Source organism: Collinsella sp. SGI.180, from assembly GCF_050313455.1.
Lineage (GTDB): Bacteria > Actinomycetota > Coriobacteriia > Coriobacteriales > Coriobacteriaceae > Collinsella.
This window is the reverse complement of record NZ_JBNPLL010000004.1, coordinates 107541-126170: the sequence shown is the minus strand read 5'-3', so window position 1 is coordinate 126170 and position 18630 is coordinate 107541. Positions and strand designations below refer to the sequence as shown.

Here is an 18630-nt window from a genome sequence, read left to right as displayed (position 1 = left end):
TCCTATGCAAGACGAAGGCCACATTAAGTGGCCTTCTTTGCATGCGGAACTCGCGACAAACGTAACGCCCGCCCGTCTCCGACCGACTACCAACTAAAAACTTTTCAGCCCAGGCCCCTGTGTACCGCGCGTCCAAGATCTTCAAATTCAGGCAGCCTGACAAACGATTCTTATAGCAAAGGCCCCTTGGCCTTTAGTTTGATACAAGTTCCGCACGAGCCGGAAAGCACTTAATGTGCTTTCCGTGCGAGCAGGACTGTTCGCAGTAGCAAACTAAAGGCCAAGGGGCCCAGTCAACCTATCAGCAGCGATTACTCAACAGCTAGTTGAATTTGAAGATCTTTGAGGCAAGGCGGTATAGGCCGAGTGTGGTTTTGTCTCCAGCCCGCCCGTGCAGGTTGGTAAAGAAGCCGACCACACCGTAGCGTGCACGACGATACATACGCTCGTCGTAGGCCTTCAAATCACTCCACAATGTCGTCAGGCGCTCGTCGGCGCAATCCTCATCGGAAAGCTTGGTTAGCACCGAACAAATTGCCATCATCATGGTGAAATAGCCCATCATGTACGCGCGCAGACGCGACGACTCGACATCGCTGTACAAATGGAACGCCTCCATCATAATGCGCGTCACGCGAAACTGCTGGTCCAGACGTTTGACCATCGTGGCCTCGTTGACGCTCTGGCCCTCGCGACCGATAAAGTAACGATAGAGGTCGATGTCGGCGTAGTACATGGTCTTGCAGCGCGGCAGCGGCACATAGGCGTAGATATTGTCGACATAGAACGTGTGCGGCGGCATAGGCAGATTGGACGCGCGCAGCACATCCGTGCGATAACACAGGCTGTGCATGAGCAAATTCTGGTCCAGACGGAAATGGCCAATCTGGTCCCAGGTAAAGATCTTTTTGCGCGGCAGGGCAAACTTGTAACCAATAGCGGTATGCGTACCCTCGTAAACCTTCTCGTACACATAGTTCGAGATAAACAGATCGACGCGCTGGTCGCGCTCCTCAAAGCCACGCAGAATCGAAAGCATGGTCGAAAGCGCCGCGCCGTCGAGCCAGTCGTCCGAGTCGACGACCTTGTAGTAGGTGCCCTGCGCCTCGCGCAGGCCCGAGAGGACGGCCATGCCGTGGCCGCCGTTCTCCTGATGCACCGCGCGGATGATACCGGGGTAACGCGCCTCCCACTCATCGGCCTTAGCTGCCGTCTCGTCCTTGGAACCGTCATCGACGATGATGATCTCGATATCGGTGGCGTAATTGCTCCCCTCCAGAATGGAGGTGATGCAATGGTCCATGTCCTTGGCGGCGTTATACGAGGGAATACCGAATGATATGACTTTATGCATGGCAGGCGATAATCTCATCCGAAAGATCGAGGGCAGAGTTGGTCACGGCATCCATATCGTAGTAACGATACTCGGCCAGGCGACCCACCGGGTGGAAGTTCGTCAGGTTCTGGACGCGCTCAAGATAGCGCTCATAGAGCTCGCGGTTCTTGGGCTCCAGAATGGCGTAATAGGGCGTCTCACCCGAGCCGGGCGTATAGGCCTTGGAATACTCCTTCATGATGGTGGTCTTGCCGGGCAGGACCTGACCAGTCATGTTCTTGAACTCGGTGATGCGCGTGTAATCCTCGCTCGTGGTGTAATTGACGGTGCCCACGGGCTGGAACTGGTCCATATCGAGCGTCTCGAACTTCATGTCGAGCGTACGGTACGGCAGAGCGCCCAAGTCGAGGTTGAACAGCTCGTCGAGCGGACCGGTGTAGACGATCTCGCCGCCATAGACCTTGCCGTCGATCTTGACGGTGGTCTCGTCGATCTCAAAGAGGTCGCGGGCGTCCACGTCGCAGAACACATCAATCAGATCGTGGTCGAGCATATGCTCGAACAACGCGGTATAGCCGTCCTGCGGCATGCCCTGGAAGGGAGCCTGCGGGAAATAGCGGTCATCGTCGCCCACAAAGACGGGAACGCGGCCGGTGATCGAGGGATCGATCTGGTCGGGCGTCTGGCCCCACTGCTTCATGGTGTAATGCAAAAAGACGTTCTCGTAGACGTAATCGGCGACCTCGGCAAGATCCGGGTCGTTCTTCTTGCGCAGCTCCATGATGGGCACCTTGACGTCCTTGCCAAAGGTCTCCACGAGCTTCTGATACAGCTCCTCGCCGCGCTCATCGCCAAAGGCGAGCTTGAGGCTCGCGTGGTTAAAGGGCACGGGCATAAGGGTGCCGTTGATGTTGGCGAGCACCTTGTGCTGGTAGTCGGTCCACTTGGTAAAGCGCGACAGAAAATTGTGGACGCGCTCGTTAAAGGTATGGTAAATGTGCGGACCATACTCGTGGACCAGGATCCCGGCCTCATCAAAGCAGTCGTAAGCATTGCCCGCAATGTGGCCACGGCGCTCCAAAACGGCAACGCGATAGCCGATGGTCTCGGCAAGACGGCGGGCACAAACGGCACCGGCATACCCGGCACCGACGACAATCATGTCGTATGCGCCGGCGTTAAAGCCTTCAGGCAGGCCTGAGGTAATCTGCATCGATACTCCTTGTCAAAAGCCACGGGCTCGTTAGCTGGGCTTTTCTCGAACATTCTTCGAGACATATTTATCAGAGCGATTATAGCGCTAATGCGTCCTATAATGAGCTTGCCACACAAGGAAAGCTCAAGCACCCCGGCGTACATATTTGAAAGGTAAACCCGCTAGCAGCGGGTTTATTCGTGGAAAGCCGGGTGCCTGGAGCTTAGCGAAACGCTTGTAAGGAGTAACATGAGCGATTTCCTAAACCGTATGAAGTCTGCCGCCAAGGCCGACCTTAAGACGATCGTCCTGCCCGAGGGCGAAGATCCGCGCACCATCATCGCAGCTACCAAGATCATCGAGGAGGGCTTGGCAAAGATCGTCATCTTGGGCAACCCCGACGAGATCAACGTTCCCGGCGCTACCGTCATCGACCCGCGCAATGCCGAGAAGCACGAGGAGTACGCGCAGAAGTTTGCCGAGCTCCGCGCCAAGAAGGGCGTCACCATCGAGCAGGCTCGCGCCCAGGTGATGGACGCCACCTACTTTGGCACCATGATGGTCAAGATGGGCGATGCCGATGGTCTGGTCTCCGGCGCCTGCCACTCCACCGCCGACACCCTGCGCCCCGCGCTGCAGATCCTCAAGACCGCCCCGGGCACCAAGCTGGTCTCGGCCTTCTTTGTGATGTGCACCGACACCCCGCAGTTCGGCACCGACGGCACGCTGATCTTCGCCGACTGCGGCCTCAACATCAACCCGTCCTCCGATGAGCTCTCCGAGATCGCCATCGCCTCCGCTCACTCTTGGTCCACCTTCATGGGCAACGTTGAGCCGCACGTGGCTATGCTCTCCTACTCCACCATGGGTTCCGCCGGCGGCGAAGTCGCCAAGAAGGTCCAGGAGGCCGTGAAGTTCTGCAAGGAGAAGGCCCCCGAGCTCGCCATCGATGGCGACCTGCAGCTCGACGCCGCCATCGTCCCCAACGTCGCCCAGCTCAAGGCTCCCGGCTCCTCCGTTGCCGGCAAGGCCAACGTGCTCGTGTTTCCCGACCTCGAGGCCGGCAACATCGGCTACAAGCTGGTCCAGCGCTTCGCCGGCGCCGACGCCTACGGCCCCATCCTGCAGGGCATCGCCAAGCCGGTTAACGACCTTTCGCGCGGCTGCTCTGCCGACGACATCGTGGGTGTCGTAGCCATCACCGCCGTCCAGGCTCAGATGGCTGAGTAGCGGACGCACTCGCCCGAAGGCCGTACGGGCTAACCCCTGAAAACGTCCTCGACCAATGAAACGCCCCCGTTCTGCTCCTCCGGAGCTACGAACGGGGGCGTTTCTGGTCTGCGGAATGTTTTCAGGGGTTAGCCCGTACGGCCTTCTACCGCAACGCAACATTCAGGAGATCTGGAATGGACGGCGGCTTGGCTACGAGCTGGGGCTGAGAAACTGAATGGATGGGTGCCGTTGCTGAAAGTGCAGGCGTTGATGGCGGCAATCACTTTGGATGCGAAATGTTGGCTGCGGTTCGATGTCTGGCCCACCGGAAAGCGTGTCCTGGTTTGGAGGCGGATTGTGGGATGCAGCTTCCGCTTGGGGCTTGTTTGGGAAACTGTGGGACGGAATTTTGCTTTATTGTGGGTCGCACTTTCCGCAACGTGCCTCAACCGGAAAGCGTGTCCCAGAATTTGTGCTCGAAACGGGATGGAGTTTCCGCTGTCCTTCTGCTAGTAAAAAAGGCCTCCCGAGCTGTTGCTCAGGAGGCCTTTCGTTTACATGCAAACGAGCGCGCTAGTTGTTCGCGGTCAGACGCTCGACGTCGTGGGCGATCATGTATTCCTCGTCGGTGGGGATGACCATGACGGTGACGGCGGAACCGGCGGCGCTGATGACCTGCGGGCCGTTGCCCACGGCCTCGCGGTTCTTGTTGTTGTCGATGCGCACGCCCAGCCACTCAAAGCAGTCGCAGAAGGCCTTGCGGATCGACCAGTCGTTCTCGCCGATGCCGGCGGTAAAGGTGATGGTGTCCACGCCCGCCATGGATGCGATCATGGAACCGGCCTGCTGCATGGCCTTGTAGGCGAACATGTCGAAGGCGAGCAGGCAGCGCTCATCGCCCTCGGAGGCGCGCGTGCGGATGTCGCGAGCGTCGTTGGAGATACCCGAGATGGCAAGCAGACCAGACTGCTTGTTCATCATGTCATCGACTTCCTGATAGCTGTAGCCGCCCTCGCGCTGGAGGTAGCACACGGTGGCCGGGTCAATGGAACCACAACGGGTGCCCATCATCAGACCATCGAGCGGCGTGAGGCCCATCGTGGTGTCGCGGCACACGCCGTCCTCGATGGCGGCGAGCGAAGCACCGTTGCCCAGATGGCACGAAAGCAGACGGTGGCAGCGCGAGCCCAGGATCTCCTTGGCCATCATCCACTCGTAGCGGTGGCTCGTACCGTGTGCACCGTACTTGCGCACGTGGTACTTGTCGCACACGTCCTTGGGCAGCGCGTAGGTGTAGGCGACCTCGGGCATAGTCATGTGGAACGAGGTGTCGAAGACGGCCACGTTGGGCAGCTCCGGATACTTCTCGCGGCAATATTCGATTGCCGCGGCCTCGCCGTAATTGTGCAGCGGAGCAAGCGGTGCCACCTCAAGAATCTTGGCCATAACCTCGTCGTCGACGACCGCGGAATCATCGAAGTGCCAGCCGCCCTGAACGATACGATGCCCAATGCCATCAATCGTAAAGTCGGTCTTCTCAAGCTCCTCGAGCACACGAGCGATAGCAGAGCGATGATCGGGGAAAGGGACCTCCTCGGTCTGCTTGGCGCCACCGTTCTCGGAGTGGCCAAAGACGCCCATGTCCGATCCGATACGCTCGCAGTTGCCCTTGGCGAAAACCTTGCGGGTATCGGTATCCAAAAGCTGATATTTAAGGCTTGAGCTGCCGGCGTTGACAACAAGTACGTTCATGAGACTCCTTTGCAGTGCAATACGGTCGACGCAGACCCCTTAAGGCGGCCGCATGTTAATAAGAAGTTATCATATCTTGATAAATATCTATCAGCATATCGCCCAACGAGCGCAAAAGAGGGGCCGAACGGCGCTCGATCGCCCAGCCCCTCCCCTCTTGCAATTACTTGCCGTTGACGATGCGCTCGACGTCGGAAGCGATCATGAACTCCTCGTCCGTGGGGATGACGAAGATCTTGACCTTGGAATCCTTGGCGGACAGGCACCAGGCGCCGTCGCCACGCAGGGCGTTGCGGGCATGATCCATCTTAACGCCCATAAAGGCCAGACGATCGGCCACGCCGGCGCGAACGGCCGGAGCGTGCTCGCCGATGCCGGCGGTAAAGACCAGGGTGTCCATACCGCACATGGAAGTGGCCATCTCGGCAGCCTTGGCGGCAATCTTGTAGACGAACATATCGAAGGCGAGCTGAGCCTCGGGGTCACCAGCAGCGGCGAGCTCCTCGACGTTGCGGCAGTCGTTGGTCTTGCCGCCGGTCACAGCCAAAAGGCCGGACTTCTTGTTCATCATCTCGTCGACCTCGTCGAAGGTGTAGCCACCCTCGCGCTGCAGGTAGCACACGGTAGCCGGGTCGATGGAGCCGCAGCGGGTGCCCATCATGACACCGTCGAGCGGCGTCAAGCCCATGGTGGTGTCCATGCACTTACCGTCCTCGATAGCGCACAGGGAAGCGCCGGAACCGATGTGGCACACGACGACCTTGCGAGCCTCGCCGTTGGTCATCTCGGCAACCTTCTTGGAGATGTAGCGGTAGCTGGTGCCGTGGGCGCCGTACTTACGGATGTGCAGCTTGTCGCAGACGTCCTTGGGCAGGGCGTAGGTCTTGGCGACCTCGGGCATATTGAAGTGGAAAGCAGTGTCGTAGACCGTGACGTTGGGCAGGTCGGGATACTGCTCGAGGCAGTACTCGATAACGTTGGCCTCGGGGTTGTTGTGCAGCGGGGCGAGCGGAGCGACCTCGCGGATCTTGGCGAGGACGTCCTCGTCGACGAGGGAGGAATCGCCGAAGTACCAACCGCCCTGAACGATACGGTGGCCGATGCCCTCGATCTTAACGCCGTTGGCCTCGAGGTCCTTCAGGACGACCTCGATGGCGACCTTGTGGTCGGGGAACTCGATGTTCTCGGTCACCTTCTTGGAACCGTTGGCAGCGTGGGTGAAGGTACCGCCGGTAAAGCAGACGCGCTCGCAGGAGCCCTTTGCGGACACCTTGTGGGACTTGGTATCGATGACCTGATACTTAAGGGTCGAAGATCCTGCGTTGACGACCAGAACGTTCATGTGTCTCCCTACTAACAGGCGGTGTGGCGCCGCCAGGTTACATACGCTTCAATAATAAACCCAAACGCCCTCGCGCTCGGGTTTATTACGTTGATATATAAGTTATCGGTGCCTAAGCTTTCGCCTCATCCCACGGAAGAAGCGCCCTCAGATGAGGTTCTCGCCCAGGTTTTTGCCGCCGAGGACGTGCATGTGGAAGTGCATGACGGTCTGGCCGGCATTGACGCCCTTGTTGGAGATGACGCGGAAGCCGTCCTCCAGGCCCTTGGCCTTGGCGACCTCCTGAATGGCGTGGGCCATGGCGCCCATGGTCTCGGCAGGTACGTTGTCGGCGATGTCGCTGTAGTGCTTCTTGGGAATCACGAGGGTGTGGACCGGCGCCTGGGGGTTGAGGTCGTCGAACGCGATGACCTGATCGTCCTCGTAAACGACGGTTGAGGGGATCTCGTGGTTGGCAATTTTGCAGAAGATGCAATCACACATGGTTGGTTCCTTTCTCACAGACCAAGGTAGTCTTTTTGGGACGGGGCTTTTTTGACTACTTTTTCGCAAGCGCAGGCACCTGGCGAGCCGTCGCGCAAGGGTAGTCAAAAAAGCCCCGTCCCAAAAAGACTACCCCAAAGTAGGCTGCGAGGTGGTTAGAACGAGAGGCTATCGTCGGTGTTGGCGGCTTCGCCGTCGGCGAGCACGTCGTTGCCGTCGACGTCCTTAAGAAGCACCGAGACCTTCTGCTCGGCATCGGACAGGCGGGTACGCAGGCTCTTGAGGAGCTCGACGCCGCGGGTATAACTCTCGAGCGACTCCTCGAGCTCCATATCGCCCGACTCCAGGCTGCGAATAATAAGTTCCAACTCCTGCGAGGCCTGCTTGTACGTAAGCTGCTCGACCGGGGTCTTCTCTGCCATATCTATTTCCTTTCCTAAAGGTCTATCACTATGAAACGCGGCCTACTCGACCGTATCGACCGTTGCTGCCACGTTGCCGTCCGCCATGCGCACGCGGATGGCGTCGCCCGGCTTAAAGGTCTTGGCGCTCGTAGCCACACCGTCCTCGCTGTACGCGATGGAGTAACCGCGGGCAAGCACCTTGAGCGGCGACAAGGCATCGAGCGACGCAGCAGCTCGGCCCAGGTCGGACGCGGGCTTGCTGAGCATCGTGCGCCCCTGATGCTCCAGACGGGAACTCGCAAGCGTGAGCGCATGGCGTTTGCCATCGAGCCCCGAGGTGCTTGCAACCAGACGCTCGGGCAGGCGCTCAAAGTCGGAGCGGAAGGCCCCAACCGAACGCGTTATGGCGCCGGACAGACGATCGGCCGTCAGGGCAAGCTCAGACTCGCGGCGCTCGACCATAAATGTGGGATCGTTGAGGCACGGGCGGCACGCGGCCGCATCGAGCGCGTCGCCCAGACGGGCCGTATAGGTGTCCCAGGCACGACGACCGCGCTGGTCGAGCATCTCCAGATCGACCTGATCCGACCCGATCATCGAAGCCATCGCGGCGCCCAGACGCTGATGGCGCGCCTCGAGCACGTCGGCCAACTCCGTCATAGCCGGCGCAACCGATTCGGCCGCCGCCGTGGGCGTGGAGGCACGGCGATCGCTCACCATGTCGCAAATCGAGGTATCGGGCTCATGCCCAATGCCGGTCACCACGGGCACAGGACAAGCCGCCACCGCGCGGGCAAGCTCCTCGTCGTTAAAGGTCATGAGGTCCTCGAAGGAGCCGCCGCCGCGCACCAGCAAAATGCAATCGGGCGCCGGCGTAATGGAAGCGGCGCGACGCAAGCCCTCAATGAGCTCTGCCGGCGCACCCTCGCCTTGAACCTTGGCACCCACGCAAACGAGCTCGACGAGTGGGTTGCGACGACGCAATGTGCGCTTGACGTCATCGATTACGGCACCCGAAAGCGAGGTGACGACCGCCACACGCGAGCAGAACACCGGGATGCGGCGCTTGCGCGCTTCGTCCATCAGGCCCTCGCGGCTCAGCTTTTCGGCCAGTTGCGCCACTTGCTGACGCAGCAGACCCTCCCCCGCCAGCGAAAACGAGCGGGCGACAAAACTCATGCGGCCCGTGGGCTTATAGAGATTGAAGCTACCCTTAAAGCTCACCTGCATGCCGTCGCGCAGATCGAACGTGCGCTTGAGATAGGCGCCCTTCCAAATGATGCAGTCAACGGCGGCCGAATCGTCCTTAATCTGGAAGTAGCAGTGGCCGCTTCGGGCATTGGGACCACGAAAACCCGTGACCTCGCCCAAGACACTCAGCTGCGGAATAGCATCGAGTGCACCGGCGGCGATCTCCACCGCCTGGCTCACGCTGAGTTCCTTGCGCTCCTGATCGTCTGAGCCGTCAAACTCGGCGGAAACAGCATTGCCGGTTAGATTCCAGCCTGCCACGCAGCCTCCTTTCGTTATCGTGCACAAAGGCTCCAGCCCTGCGCAAATTCAAGTCCAACACATAGTACAGCGCCGCGGGGACACAAATCCCCGCGGCGCCTGTCAAGCCAATTTGTTATCGGTTGGAGTTTCTGTTGTAGCGAGCCATCAGGTAGAGCAGCTGAATGATCGAGGTGAGCGCTGCAGCAACATAGGTAAGCGCGGCTGCCGTCAGGACCTTCTTGGCACCGTTGACCTGCTTGGAGCTCATGCCCGACCGCTCGATGTACGCCACGGCGCGGCGGCTGGCATCAATCTCGACCGGCAGTGTAACCAGCTGGAACAACACACTAAACGAGAAGAAGATCAGCGCGAGGGTCGTGAGTCCCGCGATGTTCATAAACAGGCCCATGAGTAGCACGATGGTCCAGGTGTTCTGGGTAAAGTTGACGACCGGGACCAGGGCAGTGCGCACCTTCATCATGGCATAGCCGCTTTGTCGCTGGGCGGCGTGGCCCGCCTCGTGGCAGGCGACGGCAACGCTTGCGACCGATCCGCCCGAACGGTTGGCATCCGAGAGATACAGGTTGTTATCCTGCGGGTTGTAATGGTCGGTGAGCTCACCGGCGACGCCCTTGATACCCACGGCATTGCAACCGCTGGCGTCGAGCATGCGGCGCGCGACCGCAGCGCCCGTGTCGCCGTCCGAGCGAACCTTGGACCAGGTTTTATACGTCGAGTTGATATAGCTCTGCGCGGCAAGACCGAGCACCGTACAAACAAGGACGACCAGCAGGTACAGCGGGTCGATGCCAAAGCCATAACCATAGTAATAGGGCATGCGAATTCCTCCGAATCGAGTTACACGTTGGAGGCATTCTACCCATTCGACTGACCAGCAAATCAACATCGATGTTTTGGCAATGTCAGCGAAAACGGCCGAGAGCGAGCAAGGTGACGTGAAAGAGAAGCGACGCGTACTTTGGCACGCGAGCAACGATTGAACGTCAGATTGCCGCTCTCGGCCGTTTGCAGCGTCGAGCTGTTACGCGGTTTGGTAAAACCGCGTAACTATATACCTATAACAACTCAATCTTTCCGTCTTTCACGGTGAGCCCCATGTTGCCCGAGAGCAGATCGTCCAGGCGCGAGCCCACAAGCTCAAAGCGCCAACCTTCGCGCAAAGGGCTCTGCTCGGGATGCTCAATATAGTCGGCCAGGTCATCGCGCGAGGCAATGACCGAGGTCGCCACGCCCGAACGCTCGGCAACCAGGCGAATGAGCGCGTACATGAGATCCGTCACGCTCTCCAGCTCCGGAGAGATCTGGCGATGTCCGCGCACCATGAGCGGCAGGCGATCGTGCGGGCAGCTCGCGCCGCGCTTGATGGCCATGAGCGCGCCGTCCACATCGCGCTCCCCCAGTTGATCGGTGCCGCGGATGCTGCGGAACTCCTCAACGCGCACAGGATTGCGCTTGACGAGCGCCAGCAGCGTATCGTCGGACATAACCCACTTGCGCGGGATGTTGCGGCGCTCGGCGCGGTCCTCGCGCCAGGCGGCAAGCTCGCGCGCAATGCCCAGCTGATGGCGGCTACACGAGTTGATGCGCTTGACCTTGCGGAATGCCTCATGGCGGTCGGCGCGGTAGTGCGACTCGTCGGCCAGCGGGCGCAACTCGTCGAGCACCCAATCCACGCGGCCCAGCTCACGCAGGCGGCTCATCATCTCGGTATAGGCGACGATCAGATACTTGACGTCATCGATCGCGTACTCAATCTGCTTATCGCTCAGCGGGCGGCGCGACCAATCGGTCAGCGACTCGGTCTTGGGCAGCGATACGCCGCAGAACGTCTGAACGAGCGCGCCGTAGGAAATCTGCTGGCGCTCGCCCAAAAAGGCGGCGGCGACCTGTGTGTCAAAAATCGGTCGCGGCAGCGCGCCCACGGTGTGGAGCATGACCTCCATATCCTGCGAGCAGGCGTGGAAGACCTTGACCACGCTCTCGTCGGCCATAAGCTCGGCCAGCGGCGATAAGTCGTCGATCACCAAAGGATCGACCGCGACGCTCTCGGCAGGGGTGGCAATCTGAACCAGGCACAGGCGCGGATGAAACGTGCGCTCGCGCAAAAACTCGGTATCGACGGCAATCGCATCGAACTCACGAGCGCGCTGACAAAAGTCGAGTAGAGCCTGATGTGTGGAAATGTACATATCAACCCATCGAATAAGGTTAGGCCCGAAAAACACGGGTAGGATATCGGCATTGCCCTACAACTATACTCGGTTAGTCACAGAACGGGAACGTAAGTATGCGCTGCCTTATCATCCACAACCCGGCATCGGGTCCCAGCTCCGATGAAATCTATGCATTCACGCACGCTCTTGCACAGGGCGGCGACGAGGTCGTAATGCGCTTTATCGGCGATGGCATGGAGCCCGAGGACGCGGTAGCGGACGTTCGGGAGTTCGACCGCGTAGTCGTTTCGGGCGGCGACGGCACCGTCTCCAACGTGCTCGACCAGATGCGCGGGTGCGGTGTCCCTACGCTCATCTTCCCCTCCGGCACAGCCTGCCTGTTCTTTAACAACATCGGTAATGCCCCCGAGGCGGCGGCGCTTGCCAAGGCTTGCCGCGCCGGCCGCACGGTCAAGGTGGACATGGGTGAGCTCTTTTGGATCGACGAGAACGGTAACGAGAAGCGCCACGGCTTTATCATCATCGCCGGCTCGGGCTTCGACGCCGAGATCATGATGAAGGCCGCTCCCACCAAAAACGACATTGGCGAGATCGCCTACTTCCTCTCCGCGCTCGCCACGCCCAACCCCACGGTGGCGCACTTTACCATTGAACACGACGGCATGGTCGAGGAGCTCGACGGCATCTGCTGCATGGCGGGCAATACCTCAGTCATCCAAAACGACATCAACCTGTTCCCCAACTGCCGCATGAACGACGGCATGGTCGACATCGTCGTTATTGAACCCGTGCGCACGGTGCAGCTGCTCCCCACGGTAATCACCGCCGCGCTCGACCCCGCCGGCAAGGTGCTCGGCCGCCCGCAGTTTAAGATTATCCAGACCAAGGAAGCCAAGATTACCTGCACGCCGTCGCTGGGCATGCAGTTCGATGGCGAGATCATCTCCAGCAACTCCGGTGTCTTTGGCGCCCGCGCGCTTCCGCAATGCCTCGACCTCATCGTCGACGAATTCTCACCACTCGGAAAATAGGAGAACCCCGTGAACGACAACCCTATCCTTGGCTTTATCGTCATCGTTCTGGCCCTGCTCGTGGGCTACGCCATCAACCTGATTCACCGCCGAAAGAAGTAAATCCACATTGGTATGATATTCATCCAATCACCGAGGAGAAGTCCAAGGGCAACAACATGGCCGCCATGGGTGTTGGCGCCATCATCATCGGTGTCTGTGGCTTCGTGATCTATCGTCGCAAGAAGGCCTAAGAACCCCACACCTTAAGGCGCGGGCGGGATGGCCAAGGTCGCCCCCCGCTCAGCCCGCCCCTTCGACCGGCGGGAAACGTCGCTGAAATCTTTCAAAAAAGATTCCCCGCAAACACTTTGCTGTGCTATAGTGCAACGCAACTGAAACAAGGTGCGACTGCGCCATGGCATCACGAAAGGAGCCACCAAGATGAAGAACGCGATGAAGTCCCTCAACAACTGGTGGTGGCGTGATGCGAATACGATCGGTCGACAGTGAGTCCCTCACGCCTGTTTTTGCGCTCTAGGTGATTGAAAGGCCTCCGGTTTCGACCGGGGGCCTTTTTCTATCTCGAGCCCGATCGCATTCGCATCACGCGCCTCCGCTTTTCCCTTGCACTCCCCTTCCGAAAGGATTTTCAACATGTCTCAGAACACCACCGCCCAGCCCCGCACCGTCCAGACCACTGACCGCGGCAAACTCGACCTCAAGGCACTCACTCTCTATGCCATCCTCCTCGCCGCCGGTTTCGTCCTCAACATGACCGTCTCCAAGTTCTTTAGCGGCCTCACCGGAGGCTTCCTCTCGCCCGAGTTCATCATCGCGGCTTTCTGCCTCGAGATTCTCATCGTCAAGCCCAACATCGGCCAATCCGCGATTATCGGCCTCCTCGCCGGCGTGGTAATCCAAATCACCGCCTCCGTCAAGGGCCCCGACCTGATCGCCGAGCCCGTCGCCGCCATGGTCATGGCTCTGCTCGTCTCCGTGCTCGCCGACTCCAAGGTCAAGGGCCTGCTCCCGCTCGTCAGCACCTTTGTTGTCACCTTCATCTCCGGCATGATCTACGCGGCGATCTTCTCCTTTGGCGTCATGAACAACCCGGCTTTCATGGGCGTCATGGCTCCTGTCGTCGTCGCCACCGGTGTTGCCAACGCCATCATCGTGACCGCCCTCTACATCCCCATTAAGAAGGCCCTCAAGCTTAACGACTAAGTAGCTGACAGGCCACACGCAGGCACCGCCGTCTTCAACGCCATCCTGGTCCAGGCCCTCAGCATTCCGTTCAAGAAGGTCTTCTCCAAGTAGTAATACTTGCTACCATGTAGACCGCCGGTCGTTTTGCGGCCGGTGCTCTTTTACGATAGAAAGGCCCCCATGAGCTCCAGCAATACCATCATCAAGCTCGATGACGTCTCATTTTCCTATGGGCACGAGGCGCAGAATGCCCTCGATCACGTCTCACTCGCCATCGAAAAGGGTGAGTTTGTGGGCGTCATCGGCCCCTCAGGCGCCGGCAAATCGACGCTTGCCGCCGTTATGAGCGGAGCCATCCCCCACCATTACACCGGCCAGCTCTTTGGAGCCACGCTCGTCGATGACCGCGACACCTGCGAGATCACCCTCACGGATATCTCGCGCGTGGTGGGAAGCGTGCTGCAGGACATCGATGCCCAGATGGTTGCGCCCATCGTTGAAGACGAGATGCTCTTTGGCCTCGAGAACTTTGGCATACCGCACGATCAAATCGAGGAGCGCATCAGCCAGACGCTGACGACCGTCGGCATTAGCGACCTGCGCCACCGCGAGATTGCCACGCTTTCGGGCGGGCAGAAGCAGAAAGTCGCAATCGCCGCGATCATCGCCATGGCGCCCAACGTGCTCGTGCTCGACGAGCCCACGGCAGCGCTCGACCCGGCAAGCTCCACGCTCGTTTTTGACACGCTGCGCCAGATCAACCGCGAACACGGCATCACCGTGGTTGTTATCGAGCAGAAGGTCGCGCTGTTGTCGAAATACTGCAGCCGCGTCCTCGTCATGGCAGACGGCAAGCTCGCGTTTGACGGCGAACCCCACCAGGTCTTTGCCCACGCAAGCGAGCTGCGCCAGATGGGCGTCGACAGTCCCCGCGTCGCGCGCATCGCGAACAGCCTGGCAGAAGTGGGTCTGTTGCCGAGCGATCAGGCGCCCTGCCTCAATGTTTCCGAAGCGCACCAGCTTATCTCGTCCTTACTTGCGGATGCAACGAGCAAGGACGCGCCCGCCGATGTGCCCGAGACCTCTCCCCATATCCCGGCGGTTCCCCGCGGCGTCAATCAGGAGCCAGTAGTCGAACTCACCGATGTGACCTTTGCCTACCCCCATGGCGGTGCCTCGGTCAGCAACCTCAACATGTGCGTCTATCCCGGCGAGCTCGTAGGCATCATCGGCCAGAACGGTGCTGGCAAGACCACGCTCACCAAGCTGTTGAACGGCCTTCTGCATCCAGCGTCGGGGACCGTGCGTATGGCGGGGATGAACACCGCCGACGTCCCCACCAGCGCGATCGCTGCAAAATGCGCGACGCTGTTCCAGAACCCCGACCGCCAGCTCTGCCGCGACACCGTACTCGACGAGGTTGCCTTTGGTCTTGAACTGCACGGTGTCGGCACCGACGAGGCCCGCCAGCGTGCACGGGTGGCGGCGGAGCGCTTTGGGCTCCCCTTGGGCGAATCGCCGTTCTCGCTTTCGCGCGGACAGCGACAGATGGTCGCCCTAGCGTCCGTGGTTGTGCTCGACCCACAGGTGGTTCTGCTCGATGAGCCCACGAGCGGCCTCGATTACCGCGAGTGTATGACCGTGATGGAGACGGTGAGCGAGATGGCCGAGCGCGGCTGCGCCGTGATCATGGTGTGCCACGACATGGAGGTCGTCTCGGACTTTGCCCAGCGCCTGGTAGTCATGGCAGACGGACGCATCCTCGAGCGCGGCGACGCGAACCGGATCTTCGCCGACGATGCCCTCATGCGCGCCGCCTACGTGGAGCCACCGCAGGTTGTGGCCCTGTCCAAAGAACTCGCGCGCGACGTTTCGCCCCGATTCGCCGGAATCAGTCAGGTCTCCGATCTGGTCGACCTGGTAAAGGAGATGCTCAAGCATGACTAACGTGATCGACTACGTGCCCGGAGACTCACTGCTGCACCGGCTGAACCCCGTGACCAAGCTAGCCCTGGCCGCGGCTATTATCTTGGCGACCTTCCTCGGCGACACTTATGTGCTCCTGATCGCCCTGCTTGTGCTGACTTTTATCTTGGGCATCTACGCCAAATCGACCGCAGGCCTAGTCTCGCTCGTCAAGCTCATGGTGCCGCTCTCACTAATCATGCTGGTCCTGCAGACCGCCTTTATCCGCACCGGAGCCCCCATCTTTGCCTGGATTACCACAGATGGTCTTATCACCGGCACCAAGGCGGCGCTTCGCCTGCTCGGCGTGGCGCTGCCGCTCATCCTCATGCTCACCATCACGCAGCTCGGCGATCTCGCTAACGCTTGCGTGGAGGTGCTGCACGTGCCGTACCGCTATGCGTTCACGTTTACCACGGCACTGCGCTTTGTACCGGTCTTTAGCCAGGAGATGAACGCCATCATGGAGGCGCAGACCGCACGCGGCGTTGAATACGACACCAAGAACCCCCTCAAGAAGATCCAGCTCATGCTACCGCTCTGCGTGCCGCTGCTGGTGAGCTCCGTGGGCAAGACCGATGCCACTGCCCTGGCGGCCGAGCAACGTGGCTTTTATCTGCGTACGCGCGCGAGCTCGTACAAGCGCTATCCCATTAAGGGCATGGACATTGCCATACTTATTGCCAGCATTGCCCTCATCGTCCTCGGATTCTTGTTCTAACCTGCCAAAAAGGGACAGGTTTATTTTGGTCGGTTTTATATGGGCAAATGTCAGTCTCGTCCTTTAAGCTCCAGCACCAAGCAGCAACCGACAAATGCAAAAGGCCTCGGCTCGCACAAACGAGCCGAGGCCTTTACTGTTTTCCCAGATAAAACCTACCAAAATCAACCTGTCCCTTTTTGGCAGGTCGAGAGCTACAGGCGGTAGGGGGCGCCGCTGCGGATGATGGATTCGCGTACCAAAACGTCCATGGCGTCGAGGGTGATCTCGGGCATCTCGCGATACTTTTGCAGCACCGAAAGCTCCGTGCAGGCCAGAATGACGCGGTCGCAGCCGCTGCGGGCAAACTCCCACATCACTCGGTCAAACTTATCCATATCGGGCTCGCGTCCTGCCTTCACGTCATCGTAAATCAGCGACATCACATCGGCCTGGCGCTTCTCGCTGGGATAAACGACTTCGACGCCCGCCGCCTCGCACTCGCGACCGTAGACGCCGGCACCCACGGTGCCATCGGTACCCATGATGCCGATCTTGCGCACCGGCTCGGCCGGCATGCTCAAGTTGGGGTCGAACTCACACTCCCCCATCACCACGCCGGCAAGCGCATAGCGCACCGACTCGCGCGGCATATGGATGATGGGGACCGAGGTAAACGACTGAATCTGATCGTAGAAGTAGTGCGACGTGTTGCAGGGAATGGCAATGTGCGCGCAGCCCAGCGTCTCGAGCGCCTGCGCACATTCCTTCATGGTCGCCAGCAGCTCGGTATGGTCGCCGGTCTTAATGGCCAGCGTGCGGTCGGGCATGGTCGACTTAGAGAGCACCACCATGTCGATATGTTCCTGATCGCGGGCGGCCGCCGTGTGACGCACCACCTGGTCGTAGTAATACGACGTGGCCTCGGCGCCCATACCGCCGATAACTCCCAGCTTTTCCATCGCCGCCTCCTTGGTGACGCTCGCAGCATTGCGCGTATCATACCCGCGCCCGTCCGATACAAACCGGGCGGGCGCGACGTTCATCCTATTTGTAATACGTCTTAAACAGCTTAAAGTGACGCAGCTTGGTGTGCCACATGCGCAGCCAGCGGTTAAAGACAAAGTCGCCCTTCATAAACGAGGGGTCGGCGGCCTTACCCTCCTTGACCAGGCGATGCGCCTTAGCGCGCAGCTCGGGATCCTTGACGTATTTATCGACCACGCCCATGGGGACAACCATCCACAGCGCCTCGTTCTGCGCCGTCACAAACTCGGGCTCAAACGGGCGGTTGTACACATACTCGTCCACTACGTACTTGGCAACGTTAAAGCCACTGTTGGTGACGTAGTAGTTACTGCGGCCCTGACGAGTGTTGAAGTCGAAGAACTTAAACGAACCGTCGCGCTCGTCGTATTTGACGTCAAAGTTGGAGAAGCCCGTAAACTTGAGGTCCTCGAGCAACTTGCGCACGCCGCCCATGAGCTCGTCATTGGGCTCGGTGATGATGCAGGCGTGGTTGCCAACGCCGTGAGGCTGGTGCTCCTCGAGCAGCACGTGGCCCAGGCACATCATGCGCACCTTGCCGTTGCGGTCGGAATAGCTGGTAAGCACGCGCATGTACTCGTCGTTGCCGGGCACGCGATCCTGCAGGATCAGATCATCGGTGTAGCCACTCGCATATACATCGCGAATGACCTGCTCCAGCTCGGCGCGATCGGCGATCTCGTAGGCCTTCTTCTGGCCCTCGAACTCGTGCTCCCACCACATGATGCCGTCGGAAGGCTTCAGGATCATTGGGAAAGGAAAATCAATCTGGTCGAGCACCTCGGCAGGAGCCTCGCCCTGGGCGTTGAGCATGGCCATGGTAAAGGTAAACGTATGCGGATAGGGAACACCGTGCTTCTCGCACAGCTCGTAGAAGATTTCCTTCTTCTGGCACTGTTCGAGCATGCTGTAGGGCGCATAGGGCGCGATGACGTTTGAGGCAAGCTCGCCGGCATCCTGAGCCTGTGCGGCAAGCGCGACATAGTTGTCGCCGCAGCCCATGAGAATAATCTTCTTATCGGGATTGGCCTGCGCGACACCGTTAATGGTCTCGATCATGACCGGCATGGTGTCGATATCCACGTTGGGCGTGTAGTCGATAATCTGGCTGCGGTACGCAGGACCGGTCTGGTACTTGCCAAAGACCAGGCTCTTGACCTGATACTCCTCGTAAAAGGCGCGCGCCACCGAATAGGCGTTGATGTCGCCGCCGAGCAGCACGGGGATAAACTCGCGCTCTGTAAACTGCAATGCCATGGAAACTTCCTATCTAGAACTGCCCACGA

Annotated in this window: 16 protein-coding genes; 5 read left to right on the top strand and 11 right to left on the bottom strand. The window is 59.7% G+C overall.

All coding sequences use genetic code 11. From position 1 onward, the window contains the following. Positions 1-322: 322 nt before the first annotated feature. Together ACQRAP_RS03160 and glf are read right to left on the bottom strand one after the other, a co-directional pair. Positions 323-1354 carry a glycosyltransferase family 2 protein gene (locus ACQRAP_RS03160; RefSeq protein ID WP_427794873.1) on the bottom strand — a complete coding sequence of 344 codons (1032 nt, stop codon included), beginning with the start codon at positions 1352-1354 and terminating at the stop codon, positions 323-325. Beyond that, positions 1347-2549 (bottom strand): UDP-galactopyranose mutase, encoded by a 1203-nt coding sequence (gene glf, locus ACQRAP_RS03155; protein ID WP_427794872.1) that lies wholly within the window; start codon positions 2547-2549, stop codon positions 1347-1349. Before glf ends, ACQRAP_RS03160 begins: the two co-directional genes overlap by 8 nt. A gap of 231 nt (positions 2550-2780) precedes the next feature. Here glf and pta point away from each other — a divergent pair, with 231 nt between their 5' ends. Continuing rightward, positions 2781-3761 carry a phosphate acetyltransferase gene (pta, locus tag ACQRAP_RS03150; protein WP_427718446.1) on the top strand — a complete coding sequence of 327 codons (981 nt, stop codon included), beginning with the start codon at positions 2781-2783 and terminating at the stop codon, positions 3759-3761. A gap of 555 nt (positions 3762-4316) precedes the next feature. Here pta and ACQRAP_RS03145 read toward each other — a convergent pair. The 7 genes from ACQRAP_RS03145 to rnd form a co-directional block, all read right to left on the bottom strand. Beyond that, positions 4317-5495 (bottom strand): acetate/propionate family kinase, encoded by a 1179-nt coding sequence (locus ACQRAP_RS03145; protein WP_427794871.1) that lies wholly within the window; start codon positions 5493-5495, stop codon positions 4317-4319. Between the two features lie 163 nt (positions 5496-5658). Then, positions 5659-6837 carry an acetate/propionate family kinase gene (locus ACQRAP_RS03140; protein ID WP_006234305.1) on the bottom strand — a complete coding sequence of 393 codons (1179 nt, stop codon included), beginning with the start codon at positions 6835-6837 and terminating at the stop codon, positions 5659-5661. A 147-nt stretch (positions 6838-6984) separates the two neighbouring features. Beyond that, the gene (locus ACQRAP_RS03135) at positions 6985-7320 is read right to left on the bottom strand and encodes a histidine triad nucleotide-binding protein (RefSeq protein WP_035137921.1); all 336 of its coding nucleotides are present in this window, start codon (positions 7318-7320) and stop codon (positions 6985-6987) included. A gap of 155 nt (positions 7321-7475) precedes the next feature. Then, positions 7476-7742 carry an exodeoxyribonuclease VII small subunit gene (gene xseB, locus ACQRAP_RS03130; protein ID WP_117773930.1) on the bottom strand — a complete coding sequence of 89 codons (267 nt, stop codon included), beginning with the start codon at positions 7740-7742 and terminating at the stop codon, positions 7476-7478. Between the two features lie 42 nt (positions 7743-7784). After that, positions 7785-9236 (bottom strand): exodeoxyribonuclease VII large subunit, encoded by a 1452-nt coding sequence (gene xseA / locus ACQRAP_RS03125; RefSeq protein WP_427794870.1) that lies wholly within the window; start codon positions 9234-9236, stop codon positions 7785-7787. A 115-nt stretch (positions 9237-9351) separates the two neighbouring features. After that, positions 9352-10056 (bottom strand): zinc metallopeptidase, encoded by a 705-nt coding sequence (locus ACQRAP_RS03120; protein ID WP_154517280.1) that lies wholly within the window; start codon positions 10054-10056, stop codon positions 9352-9354. 238 nt (positions 10057-10294) lie between these two features. Next, positions 10295-11428 carry a ribonuclease D gene (gene rnd, locus ACQRAP_RS03115; RefSeq protein ID WP_154517283.1) on the bottom strand — a complete coding sequence of 378 codons (1134 nt, stop codon included), beginning with the start codon at positions 11426-11428 and terminating at the stop codon, positions 10295-10297. A gap of 98 nt (positions 11429-11526) precedes the next feature. On the opposite strand from rnd, the gene ACQRAP_RS03110 reads away from it, so the two are divergent. The 4 genes from ACQRAP_RS03110 (at position 11527) to ACQRAP_RS03095 (ending at position 16318) form a co-directional block, all read left to right on the top strand. Continuing rightward, positions 11527-12444, top strand: a complete 918-nt coding sequence (locus ACQRAP_RS03110) for a diacylglycerol/lipid kinase family protein (protein ID WP_427727874.1) — start codon at positions 11527-11529, stop codon at positions 12442-12444. Positions 12445-13080: 636 nt separating this feature from the next. Continuing rightward, a complete protein-coding gene (locus ACQRAP_RS03105) occupies positions 13081-13650 on the top strand; it encodes a tryptophan transporter (protein WP_427794869.1) in 570 nt (189 codons plus the stop codon). Positions 13651-13812: 162 nt separating this feature from the next. Next, complete coding sequence (locus ACQRAP_RS03100; protein WP_427794868.1) at positions 13813-15579, top strand: ABC transporter ATP-binding protein; 1767 nt, start codon at positions 13813-13815, stop codon at positions 15577-15579. Then, the gene (locus ACQRAP_RS03095; protein ID WP_427727867.1) at positions 15572-16318 is read left to right on the top strand and encodes an energy-coupling factor transporter transmembrane component T family protein; all 747 of its coding nucleotides are present in this window, start codon (positions 15572-15574) and stop codon (positions 16316-16318) included. Before ACQRAP_RS03100 ends, ACQRAP_RS03095 begins: the two co-directional genes overlap by 8 nt. A 194-nt stretch (positions 16319-16512) precedes the next feature. Here ACQRAP_RS03095 and ACQRAP_RS03090 read toward each other — a convergent pair whose 3' ends face one another. Beyond that, positions 16513-17259: an aspartate/glutamate racemase family protein gene (locus ACQRAP_RS03090; protein WP_229770678.1), complete on the bottom strand. Its 747-nt coding sequence runs from the start codon at positions 17257-17259 to the stop codon at positions 16513-16515. 85 nt (positions 17260-17344) lie between these two features. Next, positions 17345-18601: an ATP-grasp domain-containing protein gene (locus ACQRAP_RS03085; RefSeq protein ID WP_427748222.1), complete on the bottom strand. Its 1257-nt coding sequence runs from the start codon at positions 18599-18601 to the stop codon at positions 17345-17347. Between the last annotated feature and the right edge of the window lie 29 nt (positions 18602-18630).